13 protein-coding genes and 1 pseudogene are annotated in these 18,222 nt (G+C 46.7%); 9 read left to right on the forward strand and 5 right to left on the reverse strand.

Going from position 1 to position 18,222, the window contains the following annotated elements; all coding sequences use genetic code 11:
- The first annotated feature begins 39 nt into the window (after positions 1–39).
- Complete coding sequence (locus B5E62_RS05210; protein ID WP_087173665.1) at positions 40–1,770, forward strand: amino acid ABC transporter ATP-binding/permease protein; 1,731 nt, start codon at positions 40–42, stop codon at positions 1,768–1,770.
- On the opposite strand, the gene B5E62_RS05215 is transcribed toward B5E62_RS05210, so the two are convergent.
- Both B5E62_RS05215 and B5E62_RS05225 read right to left on the reverse strand, forming a co-directional pair.
- Positions 1,749–2,795, reverse strand: a complete 1,047-nt coding sequence (locus B5E62_RS05215; protein ID WP_087173666.1) for a J domain-containing protein — start codon at positions 2,793–2,795, stop codon at positions 1,749–1,751. The genes B5E62_RS05210 and B5E62_RS05215 overlap by 22 nt on opposite strands.
- 385 nt (positions 2,796–3,180) lie before the next feature.
- Positions 3,181–4,044, reverse strand: a complete 864-nt coding sequence (locus B5E62_RS05225) for an AraC family transcriptional regulator (RefSeq protein WP_087173572.1) — start codon at positions 4,042–4,044, stop codon at positions 3,181–3,183.
- Between the two features lie 202 nt (positions 4,045–4,246).
- Here B5E62_RS05225 and B5E62_RS05230 point away from each other — a divergent pair, with 202 nt between their 5' ends.
- The 7 genes and pseudogenes from B5E62_RS05230 (at position 4,247) to B5E62_RS17725 (ending at position 12,082) form a co-directional block, all read left to right on the forward strand.
- A complete protein-coding gene (locus B5E62_RS05230; protein ID WP_087173573.1) occupies positions 4,247–7,285 on the forward strand; it encodes a glycoside hydrolase family 2 TIM barrel-domain containing protein in 3,039 nt (1,012 codons plus the stop codon).
- Between the two features lie 169 nt (positions 7,286–7,454).
- Positions 7,455–8,852 (forward strand): MFS transporter, encoded by a 1,398-nt coding sequence (locus B5E62_RS05235; protein ID WP_087173574.1) that lies wholly within the window; start codon positions 7,455–7,457, stop codon positions 8,850–8,852.
- Between the two features lie 86 nt (positions 8,853–8,938).
- Positions 8,939–9,124 (forward strand): annotated as a pseudogene (locus B5E62_RS05240) (UDP-glucose--hexose-1-phosphate uridylyltransferase); the annotation flags it as partial.
- Positions 9,125–9,387: 263 nt separating this feature from the next.
- Positions 9,388–10,188: a helix-turn-helix domain-containing protein gene (locus tag B5E62_RS05245; RefSeq protein WP_087173575.1), complete on the forward strand. Its 801-nt coding sequence runs from the start codon at positions 9,388–9,390 to the stop codon at positions 10,186–10,188.
- A gap of 156 nt (positions 10,189–10,344) precedes the next feature.
- Positions 10,345–11,157, forward strand: coding sequence for an HAD-IIA family hydrolase (locus tag B5E62_RS05250; protein WP_087173576.1), 813 nt, complete (start codon positions 10,345–10,347; stop codon positions 11,155–11,157).
- A 311-nt stretch (positions 11,158–11,468) separates the two neighbouring features.
- The gene (locus tag B5E62_RS05255; protein WP_275532575.1) at positions 11,469–11,702 is read left to right on the forward strand and encodes a flavodoxin; all 234 of its coding nucleotides are present in this window, start codon (positions 11,469–11,471) and stop codon (positions 11,700–11,702) included.
- Positions 11,703–11,869: 167 nt separating this feature from the next.
- The gene (locus tag B5E62_RS17725) at positions 11,870–12,082 is read left to right on the forward strand and encodes a hypothetical protein (RefSeq protein ID WP_442911348.1); all 213 of its coding nucleotides are present in this window, start codon (positions 11,870–11,872) and stop codon (positions 12,080–12,082) included.
- A 193-nt stretch (positions 12,083–12,275) separates the two neighbouring features.
- Here B5E62_RS17725 and B5E62_RS05265 read toward each other — a convergent pair whose 3' ends face one another.
- From B5E62_RS05265 to B5E62_RS05275, 3 genes are all read right to left on the reverse strand, one after another.
- Positions 12,276–14,006, reverse strand: coding sequence for an ABC transporter ATP-binding protein (locus tag B5E62_RS05265; protein ID WP_087173579.1), 1,731 nt, complete (start codon positions 14,004–14,006; stop codon positions 12,276–12,278).
- Complete coding sequence (locus B5E62_RS05270; RefSeq protein WP_087173580.1) at positions 14,003–15,745, reverse strand: ABC transporter ATP-binding protein; 1,743 nt, start codon at positions 15,743–15,745, stop codon at positions 14,003–14,005. The genes B5E62_RS05265 and B5E62_RS05270 overlap by 4 nt, the downstream gene beginning before the upstream one ends.
- A gap of 116 nt (positions 15,746–15,861) precedes the next feature.
- On the reverse strand, positions 15,862–16,512 hold the full coding sequence (locus tag B5E62_RS05275; RefSeq protein WP_087173581.1) for a TetR/AcrR family transcriptional regulator: 651 nt from the start codon (positions 16,510–16,512) through the stop codon (positions 15,862–15,864).
- A gap of 436 nt (positions 16,513–16,948) precedes the next feature.
- Between B5E62_RS05275 and B5E62_RS05280 the strand changes: the two genes are divergently transcribed.
- Positions 16,949–18,148, forward strand: coding sequence for an ATP-binding protein (locus B5E62_RS05280; RefSeq protein ID WP_087173582.1), 1,200 nt, complete (start codon positions 16,949–16,951; stop codon positions 18,146–18,148).
- The last annotated feature ends 74 nt before the right edge of the window (positions 18,149–18,222 follow it).

An 18,222-nucleotide genomic window follows, 5' to 3' on the forward strand; every position in this document is an offset into this window, starting at 1 on the left:
AACGGAAAAGCAAAAAGCGTGCAGCCAGGCAGCGGTGAGATGAGAAACACCCCCATGCGGCGTAGCGGCATCAGAATCATGGGCCGCCTCGTGGGGCTGGTGACCCCGCTTCTGCCGGTCATGCTCCTGGCAATCCTTCTGGGAACGCTGGGCTATCTGTGCGCCATCTTTCTCACCATCCTGGCAGGATTTGGGCTGCTGCACATCCTGCTGGTGGCCGCAGGCGTGGAGCTGAACCCGGGGACAGCGGGGCTTCTCCTGGGGATGGAGCCGGGGACACTTTTTGTCCTCCTCATTGTCCTGGCGGTGGCCAGGGGCGTGCTCCACTATGGGGAGCAGTACTGCAACCATTTTATCGCCTTTAAGCTGCTGGCCATCATCAGGCACAAGGTGTTTGCCGCCCTGAGAAGGCTCTGTCCGGCCAGGCTGGAGGGGCGGGACAAGGGCAACCTGATATCGGTCATCACGTCGGACATCGAGCTTCTGGAGGTGTTTTACGCCCACACCATCTCCCCCATTGCCATCGCCGTAGCGACCTCCCTTGTGATGGTGCTGTTCATCGGGCAGTTTTCCCCGGCGGGGGCGGTGCTGGCGCTGGCAGGCTACACCGCGGTGGGAGCTGTGCTCCCCCTTGTGTTCGGAAAAAGAGGAGGCGGGGCCGGCATGGAGTTTCGCAGCGCCTTTGGGGACCTGAACAGCTTTATCCTGGACTCCCTGCGGGGGCTGGACGAGACCATCCAGTACGGCCAGGGAGAGAGGAGAAGAAGGCAGATGGAAGAGCGGTCAGACAGCCTGGGCGCTCTGCAGAAAAATCTGAACCGCCTGGAGGCGTCCCAAAAGTCGGTCACCAACCTGGTCATCCTTCTCTTTTCTCTTGCCATGCTCCTTCTCATGATAGTCACGAAGCAGGCCGGGGAGGCGGACCTGGTGGGTATGGTCATCGCCACCATTGCCATGATGGGCTCCTTTGGTCCTGTGACAGCTCTCTCCAACCTGTCCAACAATCTGAACCAGACGCTGGCGGCAGGCGAGCGTGTCCTGTCCATCCTGGAGGAGGAGCCCCAGGTGGAGGAGGTAAGCGGAAGGGAGCACACAGATTTTGGGGGAGCGCAGGCCGAGAAGGTCAGCTTTGGATACGGGGAGGAGGAAATCCTGTGGGACTACTCTGTGGAGATACCCAAGGGAAAGGTGATCGGCATCCACGGGGCCAGCGGCTCCGGGAAGTCCACCTTCCTGAAGCTTTTGATGCGCTTCTTTGACGTCCGGGAGGGGAAGATCCTCATTTCCGGCAGGGATGTGCGGGAGATCAACACAGCGGACCTGCGGGAGATGGAGTCCTATGTGACGCAGGAGACAAGCCTTTTCCACGACTCCATCGCCGCCAATATCGCCGTGGGAAAGCCCGGGGCGTCCATGGAGGAGATCGTGGAGGCAGCGAAAAAGGCCTCTGTCCACGACTTCATCCTGTCCCTGCCAAAGGGCTATGAGACGGAGGTGGGAGAGCTGGGAGACACCCTCTCAGGGGGAGAGAGGCAGAGGATAGGCATTGCCAGAGCCTTTCTCCACGATGCACCCTTCCTTCTCCTGGATGAGCCTACCAGCAATCTGGACTCTCTGAACGAGGGTATTATCCTGAAGTCTCTGGAGGCGGAGAAGAAGGACCGGACCGTGGTGCTCGTGTCCCACAGGAAATCCACCATGAACCTGGCGGACACAGTGTACGAGATGGACAAAGCCTCCCGTCCCGGTCAGGAGAGGGAGGCCATGTAGTGCTCAAGGAGCTGGCTGATCTGAAGGTTCAGGCTTTCAGGCAGCCGGCTTTTGTCTTCTTCTTTTTTGAACTTCAGCCACAGGTGGAGGCGCCGGTATCCGGCGCTTCTTTTCTGCCTGGCGGCAGCTCTCTTCCCGGCTGACAGGGAAGATGTTTCGCCTTCCCCGGCCGCGCGGAGACGGACAAGGACCCGTCTCTGTTCAAAGAGGGGGACCAGGACATAGTACAGCCGGTCGTCCGAAAAGGACAGGTATCCGGCCTCCTGTCCCGAGATGTCCTTCAGGTAGAGGCGGCGGTCCCTCACGCCTGACGGGAAGAGGGGCGCATCTGCCGGCAGGGAGCCTGGGAGACCGGGAAGCCCCTTTCCCTTTGTCTCCAGCATGGCGGGAAAATAGTAAATCTCCTGACCCTCCCGGTCGGAGGTGGTCCTGGCCGCCAGCTCCTTAAGGAGGGAGGAGGCGTCTATGTACTGCTGGGCCAGCAGGTAGGTGAGGTCCGCATGGAACCGGCTGCGGCAGGAGGGGGAGGAGGCTCTCTCCAGGGAGGCATCGACCTCGTCCAACAGCTCCTTCCCGCACAGGTAGATGCTGCGCAGAAAGAGGGGGAAGTCCTCCTCTGTGGTCCAGAAGTATCGGCCTCTGGCGGCAGTGAAGGTGCCGATCACCTCCCCCTCGCTGTCCTCGGCGCAGCAGAGGATGTCCCGCTCCCGATAGGCGTGGCTGTTGACCGGGGCGTCCCAGGCGCTGCGCCGGGCAGCGGTTCGGCGTGAACGGTGACAGGTATCCCTGCGGCGGAATACGCCTGAGGCAGTCTCAGGCCCGGCCAGGGAGGAGGCGCCTGCGGGCCAGGTCCTCTTGAGAAGGGCGTAGGCGGCGTTGACCTGCCAGGCCAGATGCAGGTCCTCCTCTGAGGGCCCCACGTCCGGGTGGAGCCGGTGCATGAGCTGACGGTATTTCCTTTTTATCTGGTCCGGTGCCGCGCCCGGGGAGACCCCCAGGATGCGGCAGGCTTCCTCGCGTGTCACGGTGCGCTGTCCTCCCTTTCCATCTGCCGGATCGGCAGACACTGTCCGGTATGTCTCTGTTCATTATAAATGATAAGAAAATTCTTTACAACGGCCGTGGCTTTTCATAAATGCATTTCACAGATATTTCAAAAACAGCCCCCTGAAAGTTTAAATTTAGTTTAAAAACCCGTTCTACAATGACAGATGAAAATTTGTGAAAAGAAAGGAATGGGAAATGATCGCTGCGAATGAGGAGCTGGTTATCAGTCTGTTTTACGGACGCGAAGTCCAAGAAAGGAAGCCGATATACCAATTGCTCCACCATTATACAGCTTAGCAAAAGTGCGAAGAGGATATCACAAATCATTGCTTTGATGATTCTGTGGTATCCTCTTTGTGGATTTCAGAATTTGTTTCTCAGCTTTCGGTATTCTCGCGGTGAATATCCTTTCAGCTTGTGAAAAAGCCGACTGAAATACAGCTGGTTATCATATCCGACGATTTTAGAGATTTCATTGATGGAATAGGTTGTTGTTTCAAGTAACATCTGAGCATTGCTGATCCGGATTCCTACGATGAATTGCATTGGTGTGGAACCGGTGTATTTTTTGAAATTCCGGATAAACCAACTGACACTCATGCCTCGTGAGGCTGCGTAATCCTCTATGTTGATGTCCTGATTATAATTTTCGCTGAAATAGGTAACTGCAGTGTTCATTTCCTGATCCAGGTATTCGTTTTTCAGAATATGTTCTCGTGTCAGTTCTCGGTGGAAAGTGATTAGTAGATGACGAAGCAGAAGAACAAGCATTTCCTCATAATCATCCTGACAGCGTTGGAGTTCGATGATAATACGCTTAAAAACCCGTTCATATTCCATAGATGTGCCGACTTGGAAAACCCGTTCTTTATCCGGAAATCCATATTGACGCAAGATATTTTTTACATTGCTGCCAGTAAAGTGAATCCAGTATACTTCTGTTTTATCTTCCCCATAATATTCATATTTCTGAAGTTCCTTCGGTCTGTACAGCACAATATTACCGGCGGGAACAATCGTTTCGTTATCTACATTGTCAAAATGAAAATGTCCACAACCGGCAGTGATATAGATGATCTGATAATCCAGGCGTCCCCTTGGACGGTAGGTTGGTAATTTTGGATGGCTGGAAAGGCGATAAGTACCACAGCTTCCTACAATCAGTGGGCGACTTTTGTCTTTGAAATCCATATGGGAGTGGTTCAGATAACCAGTATTTATATACATAGGGCAGCACCTCTTTTCCTACTTTTTACCATTGTATCATTTAGTGCATATTTTGTCTAATCCAATTCATAGACATATTTTGCGGATTAGGATAAGCTATGTATAGAAAAACAAAGAAACGTAAACAAAAAAGTAAAGAACAAGACTTGCTGTGGGAGAACAACGTATAAAAAAATGTATATGTATTGAAGGAGAGTTATTTATGATTGTACCACGTTATTATGAGGATTTAAGTGTACTGCATGAAAACACAATGCCAGCCAGAGCCTATTATGTTCCGGCATCCAAAAGAATGGACAACCTGGTGGAACACAGGGAAGAATCAGACCGTATGCAGTTATTAAACGGAACTTGGAAATTTCAGTATTATAACAGCATCTATGATATTCAGGAATCTTTTTTTGAGAAGGATTATGATACAGAAAACTTTGACGAGATTCAGGTTCCGAGTGTATGGCAGATGGCAGGATATGACACACACCAGTATACAAACATCCGGTATCCGTTCCCATTTGATCCACCGTATGTACCACAGGATATCCCGTGTGGAGCATATGCACATACTTTTGACTATCATAAAGATGAAAATGCACCAAAAGCCTTTTTGAATTTTGAAGGTGTAGACAGCTGCTTTTATGTATGGGTCAATGGTTCTTATATAGGGTACAGTCAGGTTTCTCATATGACCAGTGAGTTTGATATCACCGACCTCCTTCAGGACGGAGAGAACAGCATAGCAGTTCTGGTCATGAAGTGGTGTGACGGTTCGTATCTGGAAGATCAGGACAAATTCCGTATGAGTGGAATTTTCCGGGATGTGTACATTTTGAAACGTCCGGAGCAGGCAATCAGCGATTATCATATAAAAACAAAGATTGAGGATATGCTTGCAAAGATAGAACTTGATGTGAAATTCTACTCTCCGGCAAATGTAAAAATTTCGATTGAAGATAAAAATGGAGCAGTTGTCGCAGTAGGAAGTATTACCGAAGAAGGAACAGCGGTGTTAGAGATTGCAAGTCCGGAGCTTTGGAATACAGAAAATCCATACCTGTACAAACTGATCCTTGAAACAGAAAATGAAGTAATTGTAGATCATATCGCACTCAGAAAGATAGAGATCAAAGATCAGGTTATTTACTTAAACGGACAGAAGATTAAATTCCGTGGTGTCAATCGACATGATTCTGATCCGGTTACTGGATTTACAATTAGTGTGGAACAGATTACAACCGATCTTACGCTAATGAAGCAGCACAATTTTAACGCTATCCGTTCCAGCCATTATCCGAATGCACCATTCTTCTATGAAATGTGTGACAAGTATGGATTTATGGTGATAGATGAAGCAGATATAGAGGCTCATGGACCATTTATGCTCTACAGAAAAGAAGACACGGATTACAATCGATTCAAGCGGTGGAATGAAAAGATTGCCGATGATCCGGCATGGGAATCAGCTATCGTTGACCGTGTGAAACTCATGGTAGAACGTGATAAAAACCGTTTTTGTATTGTCATGTGGTCAATGGGAAATGAAAGTGCTTATGGTTGCAACTTTGAAAAAGCACTTGCTTGGACAAAGAAATTTGATCCGGACCGTATCACACAGTATGAGAGTGCAAGATACCGTAATTATGATGAAACATATGATTACAGCAACTTGGATGTGTACAGCCGTATGTACCCGGCACTTTCCGAGATTCAGGAATATCTGGACAAGGACGGAAGCAAACCATTCCTTCTGGTAGAATATTGCCACAGCATGGGAAATGGCCCTGGAGATTTTGAAGATTACTTCCAGATGATACAGGATAATGATAAAATGTGCGGCGGCTTTGTCTGGGAATGGTGTGACCATGCGATTGCTCATGGCACTGCTGAGAATGGAAAGACAATCTATGCCTACGGAGGAGATCATGGCGAAGATATCCATGATGGCAATTTCTGCATGGATGGATTAGTATATCCGGACAGAACTGCCCACACAGGACTTTTGGAATACAAGAATGTCTATCGTCCGGCAAGGGTGGTTTCTTATGATAAAGAAAGTGGAGAGCTGGTACTTCACAATTATATGGATTTTGATGACCTGAATGATTATGTAAACATCGGTTATGAACTGACGCAAGATGGTCTTGTAATCGGAAAAGGTAAACTTTCAGAAGTGTCTGTGGCACCACACAGTGAAGGAAAGACAAATCTGAAAGTCAATGTTCCAGAAAGCGGAAAATGCTATTTAAAACTTATTTACCATCTGAAAAAAGAAATGCCACTGTTAGAGGAAGACCACATTCTGGGATTTGATGAAATTGAGGTAAGTCAGAAAGATGCAAAATGTCAGCTCGCAGAGAAATGGATGGAAAAAACAGCAACGAACTCTGAATTACAGGTGAATGAAAATGATACACAGATTCATATCAAAGGTCGTGAATTTTCCTACACCATAGACAGACGTACGGCTCTCTTTACAGAGATGAAATTTGCAGGACGGGAATATCTGAATCATCCGATGGAGTTGAATATTTGGAGAGCTCCAACAGATAACGATATGTACATCAAGTCTGAATGGAAGAAAGCTCACTATGATAAGGCTTACACAAGAGCCTATACGACAGAGGTTGCACAGGGAAAACATGGTGTGAAGATTACAAGCCATGCTTCCGTTGTGGCAGAGACGGTACAGAAGATTCTTGATGTGACGATTACATGGAAAATAGCTGCTGCAGGAAAGATTGATGCAGATATAGCAGTAACAAAAGATGGAGAGTTCCCGGATCTTCCGAGATTTGGAGTGAGAATGTTTTTGGATAAGAAACTTTCGGATGCCAGATACTTTGGAATGGGACCACAGGAGAGCTATCGTGATAAACATCAGGCAGCGAGTCACAGTCTGTACCGGGCAAATGTAGGGGATTTACATGAGGACTATATCCGTCCACAGGAAAACGGAAGCCATTATGATTGTGAATATGTAGAGCTTAACAACAGCCGATATGGAATTGTGGCATCCGCAGAAAAGGCGTTTTCATTCAATGCTTCTTATTATACACAGGAAGAACTTGAGAAGAAAACGCATAATTATGAATTGACAGAATCAGACAGCGTGGTATTTTGTGTTGACTATGCATTAAATGGAATAGGTTCTAACAGTTGTGGTCCGGTTGTATTGGATCAGTATCGATTTAATGATGTATTATTCCGGTTCCAGTTTACTCTGGTTCCGTATGTAAAGGGATAATAAAGTTTTAAGTAACCCGTTAACAAGGAAGGAGAGTCTGGGTGTTTTGTAAAGTCCGGATATACAGAACAATCAGACAAAAACAAAGCAAAAAATTTAGAATTAGGCACCATACTGTTAGGCATCTTGAGATTCTAAGTGCGATGAATATGAGGAGCAAAAGAATTCTATGGAAGAAAAAAAGTATTTAAAATGGTATAACAAAATTGGATATGGTTCAGGTGATATCGCAGGTAATGTAGTCTATGCGTTCCTGACATCTTTTATGATGGTCTATCTGACAGACTTAGTAGGACTTGCTGCTGGTGTCGTAGGTACCCTGATTGCCGTATCAAAATTATTTGATGGTTTTACAGATATATTCTTTGGATCAATGATCGACAAAACACACAGCAAAATGGGAAAAGCAAAGCCTTGGATGTTGTATGGCTATATTGGATGTGCCATTACATTAGTCTGCTGTTTTGCAGTACCAGTCAGCTGGGGAACAACCGCTAAATATGCATGGTTCTTTATTTCTTATACACTGTTAAATGGTGTGTTTTATACAGCTAATAATATTGCATATTCAGCACTTACATCACTCATCACAAAGAACAGCAAAGAACGTGTGCAGATGGGATCTTACCGTTTCATTTTTGCATTTTCAACAAGCGTTCTGATTCAGGCAATTACAGTTGGATTTGTAGATAAGTGTGGTGGAGATGCAGCTGCATGGAGAACTGTAGCAATTATTTATGCAATTATTGGTCTTATTGTAAATACAATTTCTGCTCTTTCTGTTAAAGAACTTCCAGAAGAGGAACTTAACGAAGGAGAAGTAAAAAATGAGGATGAGAAGTACGGAATGGTACAGGCATTTAAGCTTCTTATCAAAAACAAATATTACATGATGATCTGTGGAACTTACATTTTACAGCAGTTATACAGTGCCATGATTGGAGCCGGTATTTATTACATGACATGGGTACTGAAAAACAAAAACTTGTTCGGACAGTTTGCATGGGCAGTTAATATTCCACTGATCATTGCTTTGATTTTCACACCAACTTTAGTTGGTAAGTGGAAAGGTATGTACAAACTGAACTTAAGAGGTTATATCTTAGCAGTTATCGGTAGAGCACTTGTTGTTGTTGCCGGATATATGGGTAGCGTTCCGCTGATGATGGCATTTACGGCTCTTGCAGCATTAGGACAGGGACCATGGCAGGGAGATATGAATGCGGTTATCGCATCCTGCTCTGAATACACTTATCTTACACAGGGAAAGAGAATTGACGGAACTATGTACTCTTGTACGTCTCTTGGTGTAAAGATCGGTGGAGGTATTGGAACAGCTGTTGTTGGATGGATGCTCGAGTTCAGCGGCTATGTAGGAACAAATGCAACTCAGCCACAATCAGCACTTGATATGATGCAGTTTATGTATCTGTGGCTTCCATTAATCTTTGATGTATTGATTATGTTTGTACTTTCAAGAATGAATGTAGAAGGTGCAAATAAGAAACTGAAAGCAGAAAAAGGGATTACTGCAGATGAAGTAACAGATGCATCAGACATGGAGTAAGATTTGAAGGAAAAAGCATTGTCTGATTGAATCTTCAATTAGACAATGCTTTTACATATGAAGAAGCAATTGGAATGCTTAACGGGATGGCTGCCCATGCTGACTGGGCAGAGGAATGGATGCCAAAATACGAGATTACAGACAGTAATATTCATTCTATCGTACAGAAAGAAATTGGGATTGTATTTACGAAAGTCCTGGAGGATGCAGGAGTTTATAAGAGAACAGAGGAAGGGAAAGCTGCATTCAAAAGATTTATTGAAAGTTTATAAAAAAAGGACCACTTCATTTTTGTGAAATGGTCTTAAGAAAAAATATTCAGTTTTCACAAAATAGTCCTTTTAGTATTTATACATGATATGGATGCTCAAAATAGTCAGCGTAGAATACTAAAAGGTCGTTCAGATATTTTTTAAGATTGCTCATTTGCGATTCCTCCTTTCCTTGTTTACAAGTTGATTATAGGATAGATGAAAAAGGATTGCTTGCCAAATCGAAAGAAGATATAGACAAATGTTGCAAAGGGGAGTATTTCATGCAGTTAAAATATGTTGACACAAAAGAGGAGATCATAGCAGTAAATAAAAAGTCAAAACATATTGAACCACATCTTCATAATGCACTGGAGATTGTTTGTGTAACAAGTGGAACATTAGAGCTTGGTGTCGGACAGGAACTTTACCATATGGAAAAAGGAGATATAGGCTTTGTATTTCCGGATATTATTCATCACTATCAGGTACTGACACCCGGTGTAAATAAAGCGACTTATCTGATCGCATCGCCCTTTACGATTGGTAAATTTGCAGATATCATGCAGTCCATGGCTCCTGAATATCCAGTTATCAAAGCGGAAAAGGTTGAGCCGGAGGTATATAGGGTTATCAATGCGATCTTAGAGACAGAACAGTCGGATATTACAGTCGCACAGGCTTATCTTCAAATTGTGTTGGCACGCTGCATAGGAAAACTGAATCTGGTAGAGAAGAGCCATGTGGGGAGCAATGACCTTATTTACCAGACGGTTTCCTATATATCAGCAAATTTCAAAAAGAAGCTTTCACTGGAAGAGATGGCGAAAGACCTTGGAGTAAGCAAATATGTCTTATCCAGACTCTTTTCCAAAACATTTCATAGGAATTTCAACCAGTATCTTAACGATGCAAGGCTCAACTACGCATGTCATCGTTTGGAAAATACGAGTGATTCTATTACAAATATTTGCCTGGATAGTGGCTTTGAAAGTCAGAGAACATTTAACCGGGTATTTAAGGAAAGACATAAAATATCGCCTAGTGACTATCGGAGCACATGTGTAAAAGATATATTGTCATAAAAGGTTCTGCTGATAGAATAATTTACTTTGATTTCACGCCGTTATGTATTTGATTTTATGTGCGTATGATACGATATTACAATGGTCGTAGAAAATAGATTTTTCAGAAGTAAAAGAACAAGGCGTACTCTAAAGAAAAAGAAAGGCAGGGCATATATGAATATGGGAAATTCCATAATTGATTTTAACGAGAAAAAAGGGTTCATCTGCGATATGGATGGTGTGATTTATCATGGCAATCAGATATTGCCAGGTGTTCCAGAATTCATTCAGTGGTTACATGATGAAAAGAAGGAATACTTATTTTTGACAAATAATAGCGGGTATACACCACGGGAATTAAATCAGAAACTGGCAAGGATGGGACTTGATGTGCCGGAAGAACATTTTTATACCAGTGCATTGGCAACAGCAGCTTTTTTAAAAGAACAGGCGGCAGGATGTTCAGCATTTGTGATAGGAGAAGCCGGTCTGTTAAATGCACTTTATGATGTAGGTATCACAATGAATGATGTGAATCCGGATTATGTTGTTGTGGGAGAGGGACGATCCTATTCATTGGATACATTAACAAAAGCAACGAATTTGGTCCTGAAAGGTGCAAAGCTGATCGGAGCAAACTCAGATGTTTCCGGGCCGATTGAGAACGGCATTGCACCAGCTTGTCGGGCGTTAGTTGCACCAATCGAAATGGCAACAGGTACACAGGCATATTTCTGCGGAAAACCGAATCCGCTGATGATGCGAACAGGATTAAATATGCTTGGATGTCACTCAGCAGAAGCAGTAATGGTTGGGGACCGCATGGATACAGATGTGATTTCAGGTATGGAAAGTGGTATGTCTACAGTACTGGTTCTCTCAGGGTGTTCAACGAAGGATACACTTAAAACTTATGCGTATCGTCCAACTATGGTTTTGAACGGTGTGGGGGATATTGCTGCGATGGCAAAGGCAAAAGCAGAGTAATAAATTTGTTAGAAGCAAGTTAAAATACGTGTGGGGAGAATTTAAACAAAATTAAAAAATTTATAGGAAACAGGTAAAAAAATATTGACCGATGGTTACTATCGGAGAGTATACTTCTTTTTGTAAAGGTGTATTATGGAGAGAAAATCATAATGCATCCTTACAAAAAGAAGTATGCTTTGGTCTTGAGAGAAAAGCGGACGAAGTTAGTAAAAAGGACTCAACAAATTGTAACACAAAACACAGATGTACATACCGTTAAGCCCAGTAAAATCAAGGCATGAGGGGAACGTGCTCCATTTTAGTATCCCATCTGGTGGGGCGATATGCCCATGGCTGTCTACAGCTTTCTGGAGGAGTACGACCTGTCAGGAAAGACGGTCATTCCCTTTGTCACATCCGGGGGCAGCGGATTTTCCGATACGGTGAGCCGGATCGGGGAGCTCCAGCCAGGTGCGGACGTGCAGGAGGGAATAGCCGTCAGCGCCTCGGGAGCCATGGACGCCCGGGAGGAGATACGCTCCTGGCTGGATGGGCTGGGATAGCTGAGCTGGCTTTGCTCTGCGCTTCCCTTATGCCGGATGTCTGCGGCGTAGTCGCACTCTCTCCGATGCACTGTATATGGGGAGGCATGCATGGGAATAGAGGCATGGCGTCGAAAACTTTTTCATCCGCATCGGAATTCACATACAGGGGAAAGGATTTTCCATGTATGACAGCCCATCTGAAATATGGGCCGGCAATCCGGAACCTGATCCTCCACCGGCAGTTCGAGTTATCCTACATCTACGAAGGGCCGCTGAAACAATTTGATGAGGATACGGCCATCCGTGTGGAGAACATCCGGGGAAGCATTCTGTTCATTTACGCAAAGAAAGACATCATGTGGCCCAGCAAAGAGGCGGTCACATTCTTGTCCCTTTAAATCCGCCTAAGCTGAAAATGTTTAAAATAGAGAGACAATATCCGGAAGAATGCCGGCGTAGCCGCGAAGACGCGTTCCGTAAAACAGTGAAATGGATATCGGCTATATGATATACGCTATACAATATACAGAAGGCTCCAAAAGGAGCCTTCCTGAGTTTCATCGGACTTATTTGTGACAGCTTCCTCTGTTCTTACAATTTCCACCCCGCAGCTTCTTTCCTGACCTCCAGGAAATCCCGATAGATACCGGGCGTATCCTTGAGTTCTTCGTGGGTCCCCTTCTGCACGATCCGTCCCTCGTCCAGCACAAGGATCTGGTCGGCCTTCTGCACGGTCTTCAGCCGATGGGCGATCATCAGGATCGTCTTGTCACACATCAGCTCCTCCATGGCTTTCTGCAGCTTATCTTCGTTTTCCGGGTCAACATTTGCCGTGGCCTCGTCAAAGATAATGATGGGCGCATTTTTCAGCATGGCCCGGGCAATGGAGATGCGCTGCTTTTCACCGCCTGACATCGTGGCGCCTCCCTCCCCGATCACTGTGTCGTAGCCTTTCGGCAGAGCAGAGATGAAATCATGGCAGCAGGCTTTTTTCGCCGCGGCGACAACCTGTTCGTGGTCAGCGTCCGGCTTCCCGAATTTGATATTGTTCTCGACCGTATCCGCAAAGAGATATACGTTCTGGAATACCATGCTGATCTGGTCCATGAGGGATTCCAGTGTATACTCCCGGATATCTGTGCCGCCGATGCGGACAGAGCCGCTGCCTACGTCCCAGAACCGGGCGATCAGACTGCACAGAGTGGTCTTTCCGGAACCGCTTGGGCCTATGATGGAAGTGGTGGTGCGGTCCGGTATCGTTACATTTACATTTTTGAGTATCGGTCTCTTATCATAAGAAAAGCTCACATGATCGAAAGAAATGTCATGCTTTTTGGGATATACCGGTCTTCCGGTACTGTCCATTTCCGGGATCTCGTCAATCTGCTCCGCATGGTCGATGGAGCTTCCGACGACACGCAGCAGGGATACAGCGCTTCCCGTTGACTGGATCTGCGAGAAGACCAAAAAGGAGATGACAACGGTCATCAGGGCATCGGAAAGCGCCATGCTCCCGTTCAGGCAGAAAATGATCCCGGCGCCCATGGTCAGCACAGAAAACAGATGCAGGCTTAACTCCTGGGCAACCATATAAGGGGTGAAGAGGCGCTCAATGTCGAGATTGCTCTTCCGGTTATATTCCAGCGCTTCCCTGACCCGGCGGTCACCTTTTCCGGTCAGATTAAAGGACTTGATCACGCTCATCCCCTGTATCTGCTCCAGCACCGCGTCCACAAGCTGCGCCTCGGATTCTTGGCGGCGGGGCGTCACCTGAGCGGATTTTTTCTCCATGGCGGAAGTGATGAGCAGGTAGAGCAGTGTGCCTGCGAGGGCAAGAAGCCCGATGCGCCAGTCGAATCCGAACACACAGAGTAGAAATACAAGGGAATTGATAAAACCGCTGAGGATATTGACAAGCACCACAGGCCCGTTGCTTTCCACCACATCAAGCACGGTAGTGGAGATACCGGTGATCTCGCCAAGGCTCCTGTCATTAAAATATCCCATGGGAATCCGTTTCAGTTTGTCGCCGATGGCAATTCTTTTATTTGCGACCATGAAGTACCCCGCGTGTGTCTGCTGAAGCTGGGTGAAGCGGTTGATGAGAGCCCTCCCGGCTATGCTGGATACGAGAAGCAGGAGAGCGGTCCACGCCGCGCGGTATGTCCTGTCCCCGCCGGTGAGGGCGAGCACGATGAAATAGATCGCCGCGATCTGGAACATGTGGAATACTGCGTAAAAGAAGCCCCAGAAAATGGATTTGTTGATGTTTTTCTGTTCGTCTCCTGCAAACTGATAAAGCTTTTTCAATACTGCGATCATGCTGCGTCACCATCCTTTGCTCCGATATGTGCCTGCCACATTTCATGGTACAGACTGCTCCGCTCTAAGAGTTCCTCATGTGTCCCGGCTGCCGTTATCCGTCCGGCCGACACGACAAATATCTTGTCCGCGTCCGTGATGGTGGAGAGGCGGTGGGCGATGACAATGACAGTCTTCCCTTTTACCAGCCTGGCCACAGCCTTCTGGACCACAGCCTCATTTTCGGGATCGATATATGCGGTGGCCTCGTCCAGGATCACGATGGGGGCATCTTTTAGCATGGCCCGCGCGATGGCGATCCTCTGGCGCTCCCCGCCGGAGAGATGAGCGCCTCCTCCGCCGACCACGGTGTCGTAGCCGTTCTCCAGTTTCCGTATGAAAGGATCGCAGCCTGCGGCTTTAGCCGCGGCCTCCACCTCCCTGTCGCTGGCCCCGGGTTTTCCCATGCGGATGTTCTCCCTTACCGATTCATTGAACAGATAGTTGTCCTGGGAGACAAACGCAGTCTGTTCGTAGAGCTGGGAAAGAGGAATGTCTTTCAGGTCATGTCCGCCCAGGGTAATCTTTCCCTTCTTCACATCCCAGGATCCTGCGATCAGCTTTGCAATCGTTGATTTCCCGCTGCCTGACGGACCGACAAACGCAGTCATGGTTCCGGACGGGATGGACAGAGAAACGTCATGCAGGATTTCCTGATCCGCATGATAGCCGAAGGACACATGATCCAGCCGGATATCCTCAGAGCTGAAAGATACCGGCGTCATGCCGTGCTGCTGTTCTTCGCTGCTTAAGATGGAGTCAACTTCACCTACGATGGTCCCCACCTTTGCCAGACTGTCCACGAAATCCATGGCGGCAAGCAGAGGGCCGGCAATGCCCAGGGAGAGGATGATAACAGTAATAAAAGTTTCGATATCCAGGGAACCACCCAGATACATGGCCCAGCCCACAGGAAGAATGGTGATCAGTGTCGTAGGCGCCAGCGTCCGCGAAATGGATACCGGGAGCTGGCAGCTCTTCATCCACTGATAGAAGTAGGATGCGTTTGCGAGCACTCTTTGGGAAAATTTTTCATAGGAATTTTTTCCCTGGTTAAATGCCTTGATCACCTCAATGCCGCCGATATATTCCACGATGGTGGAGTTCATTGCCTGCGTAACCTTGACGGACCCTTCATATTGTTTCCCGTAATTGGTCATCACAGCCATCATGAACGCCATTCCCACAGGAATGGAGACAAGGGAGAGGAGCGCCATCCGCCAGTCAAGGACAAACAGATAGATCAGAATGCACACCGGCGCCAGTATGTTGGACGTCATCTCCGGCAGAAGGTGGGCCAGCGGCCGTTCCATGCTCTCCACCTGGTCTACGATGATCTGCTTCAGCTGGCCGCTGGGGGTGTCCATGACGGTTCCCAGAGGGAGCTTCGGAAGCTTGGCAAGGATACGCTCCCGGATATTTTTTAGGATAGCAAAGGTCGCTTTGTGCGACATGGAGAGTGCGAGCGCGTAGAGGACCGCCCGCAGGATGTAGCCTCCCAGTGCCAGGCAGCACCAGAACAGATAAAATGAAGTGTCCTGCTCAGAATGGATGAGCCCGATGATGATCTGCGCTGCTGCAAAATACGGCAGTACGCCGCATAAGACGCCGACGGACGCGGAAAGGACTGCCCGTATCAGTCCGCCGTGATATTGTTCCCCAAGCTCCCAAAGCCGGAGCATAGGACTTTTTTCCTGCATAAAAATTCCTCCTTTTAAGTTAGAAAAAGCTAACCGTATATTTTATAAAAAGACCGCCGCCTGCGGTACCGGACAGGAAACGGTCTGATTACCGGTGATCGCTGTTCCTGCTGTAGTCAGAAACCGGAAGTACTTCCCGGAACCTCCTGCTCCGGGTTGAATATAGTGGTAAATCCCTGCATGTGATAGCGGTTGAGAAGCCGGATGTATTTGTCTGCGTCAGCCTTCTTCATCCTGTGCCGCACGACCTCGAACATGCCGTTGAAATAGGCGGTCGTGACAATGTGGATAAATTCCTCGGTGATCAGTCCAGATTTTACGCTCTCGCATCCAATGACTTCCATATATTTGTAAGTGTAATCTACTTCAATGTCTACCAGCTTATCCAGAAAGGCAGAGAAGCGGGTGCCCTCCGCACAGTCCAGGAGAAGCCGGAATTCATCAAAATGATCGTAAATAAAATCCAGCATATCAATCTGATGCTCAGACGTATACTTCCCCATTTCGGCTCGCTGTGTATCTTCGTTCAGATTGTGGAAATCCTTCTGTATCTTTAAAAACATTTCCGTGAGCTGGCCGGCAGCGGGACCGACGATCGCCTCAAAAAGCCCCTCCTTGTCTCCAAAGCGGGTATAGATGGAGCCGGTGCTGGTGCCGGCCTCCTGGGCGATGACTCGCAGGGAGGCATCTTTATAGCCCTTTTCTAAAAATTCCTTCTTGGCGCAGGAAAGTATCGCTTCATATACGCCTTCAATCTGTTTTGCCATAGTGGTGCCATTTCCTTTCAACTAATCCATAACACTGTTTTGAAACGCTGTTATGATTATAAATAATTTCAGGGTATATGTCAATAGAAGTTATTGTGAATTATTTTATAACGCCAGAAAGGTGGTGCTGACGTGGCACCAAGAAGTACAAACGTAAATGTGCGGGTAGAACCAGAAGTTAAGGAGCAGGAGTTGTAAAGTTAGATCTTACACCGTAACGGTACATCCTGTATCGTTATGAGGGATGTGGCAAGAATTAATTTAGTTATGCGTTTTTGACGAAACGATGGAAAAATATATATTATAAATATAGTTTTTCCTGTCTAACACTAAAAACTATTGTATAAGCGATAAACTTTGGGTATAATAATGTAAACAGAAATGATGAACTGGGTGTTTTGTCCAGATTTTCTTTTACATGAAAGGAGGCATTCGCATGATTGTCAGACCGGACTATATTAAGGCAGTTTCGCCTTTTATTGACAAGCCTGTTGTGAAAATCCTTGCAGGTATTCGCCGGAGTGGGAAATCCACTATTTTCGAAATGCTCGCAGAAGAGCTTCGGAGCCGTGGGATTCCGGATGACCATATTATACAAAAAAGGTATACGGAAATGGATATCCCGGAAGATATATCTGCAGCGGATATGTACAGGGAACTGATGGAACAGCTTCAGGGAAAAGGGCACTGCTATCTGCTGTTGGATGAGATACAGGAAGTCAAAGGATGGGAACGATGTGTCAACAGCCTGTTTGAAGGGCAGAACGTTGATATCTATGTGACTGGCTCCAATTCAAAATTGATGTCCAGCGAATTATCCACGTATCTGACAGGGAGGTTCGTATCCATTCCTGTCTATACACTGTCTTTTAAGGAATATCTGGAGTTTAAGAGCCGGGATTCCCGTTCTGAAAAGGAATTGCTGGAGGAATATATCCGCTTTGGTGGCTTTCCCATCATTGCTTTGGGCAGGTATGACGAGCAGAGCGCCTACCAGATCGTCAATGGCATCTACCATACAGTAATCTCCAGAGATATTGTAAAGCGTCATCGGATCAACCGGCAGGATCTTTTTGACAGAGTGGTGAAGTATATTGTTGAAAATATGGGAAAGACTTTTTCCGCAAACTCTATCGCAAGATTTTTAAAAAGTGAGCACCGGACGGTTTCTGTAGAGTCCATTTATAATTATCTGCGCTGGCTGGAGCAGGCTTTTATCGTGTATCCCTGCCATCGCTATGATATCCAGGGGAAAAGTATTCTGAAGACGCAGGAAAAATACTACCTTGCGGATGTCACTCTAAAATATTGTCTTTTGGGTTATAACCGAAAGATGCTGGATGGTGCTATTGAAAATATTGTGTTCCTGGAAATGAAGCGACGCGGCTATGAAGTCTATATAGGAAAGAATGCAGCCAGAGAAATAGATTTTATTGGTGTGCGCCGTGATGAGAAGATCTATGTTCAGGTCTGTGTACAGCTTCCTGAAAATTCAGACCGGGAAATTGGCAACTTAATGGAAATCCCGGACCACTATCCGAAATACGTGGTGACAACAAATGGCATGGACGTTGGAATTGAGAATGGCATCCGGATCGTGCATCTGTCAGATTTCCTGCTTTCAGAACGTTGGTAGTTGAAAGTCGCTCATTTTTTTGTTGTAAGCTATGATAACTCACTCATTTTTTGCTGATGTTCATATAAAACTCG

The sequence above is a fragment of the Lachnoclostridium sp. An118 genome, from assembly GCF_002160985.1.
GTDB lineage: Bacteria > Bacillota > Clostridia > Lachnospirales > Lachnospiraceae > Claveliimonas > Claveliimonas stercoravium.

Coding starts and splice junctions, on each gene's coding strand:
- B5E62_RS05245 (WP_087173575.1), top strand. CDS start 9,388: ATGCAGTTAAAATATGTTGACACAAAAGAGGAGATCATAGCAGTAAAT.
- B5E62_RS05225 (WP_087173572.1), bottom strand. CDS start 4,044: ATGTATATAAATACTGGTTATCTGAACCACTCCCATATGGATTTCAAA.
- B5E62_RS05270 (WP_087173580.1), bottom strand. CDS start 15,745: ATGCAGGAAAAAAGTCCTATGCTCCGGCTTTGGGAGCTTGGGGAACAA.
- B5E62_RS05210 (WP_087173665.1), top strand. CDS start 40: ATGAGAAACACCCCCATGCGGCGTAGCGGCATCAGAATCATGGGCCGC.
- B5E62_RS05275 (WP_087173581.1), bottom strand. CDS start 16,512: ATGGCAAAACAGATTGAAGGCGTATATGAAGCGATACTTTCCTGCGCC.
- B5E62_RS05265 (WP_087173579.1), bottom strand. CDS start 14,006: ATGATCGCAGTATTGAAAAAGCTTTATCAGTTTGCAGGAGACGAACAG.
- B5E62_RS05235 (WP_087173574.1), top strand. CDS start 7,455: ATGGAAGAAAAAAAGTATTTAAAATGGTATAACAAAATTGGATATGGT.
- B5E62_RS17725 (WP_442911348.1), top strand. CDS start 11,870: ATGACAGCCCATCTGAAATATGGGCCGGCAATCCGGAACCTGATCCTC.
- B5E62_RS05250 (WP_087173576.1), top strand. CDS start 10,345: ATGAATATGGGAAATTCCATAATTGATTTTAACGAGAAAAAAGGGTTC.
- B5E62_RS05280 (WP_087173582.1), top strand. CDS start 16,949: ATGATTGTCAGACCGGACTATATTAAGGCAGTTTCGCCTTTTATTGAC.
- B5E62_RS05230 (WP_087173573.1), top strand. CDS start 4,247: ATGATTGTACCACGTTATTATGAGGATTTAAGTGTACTGCATGAAAAC.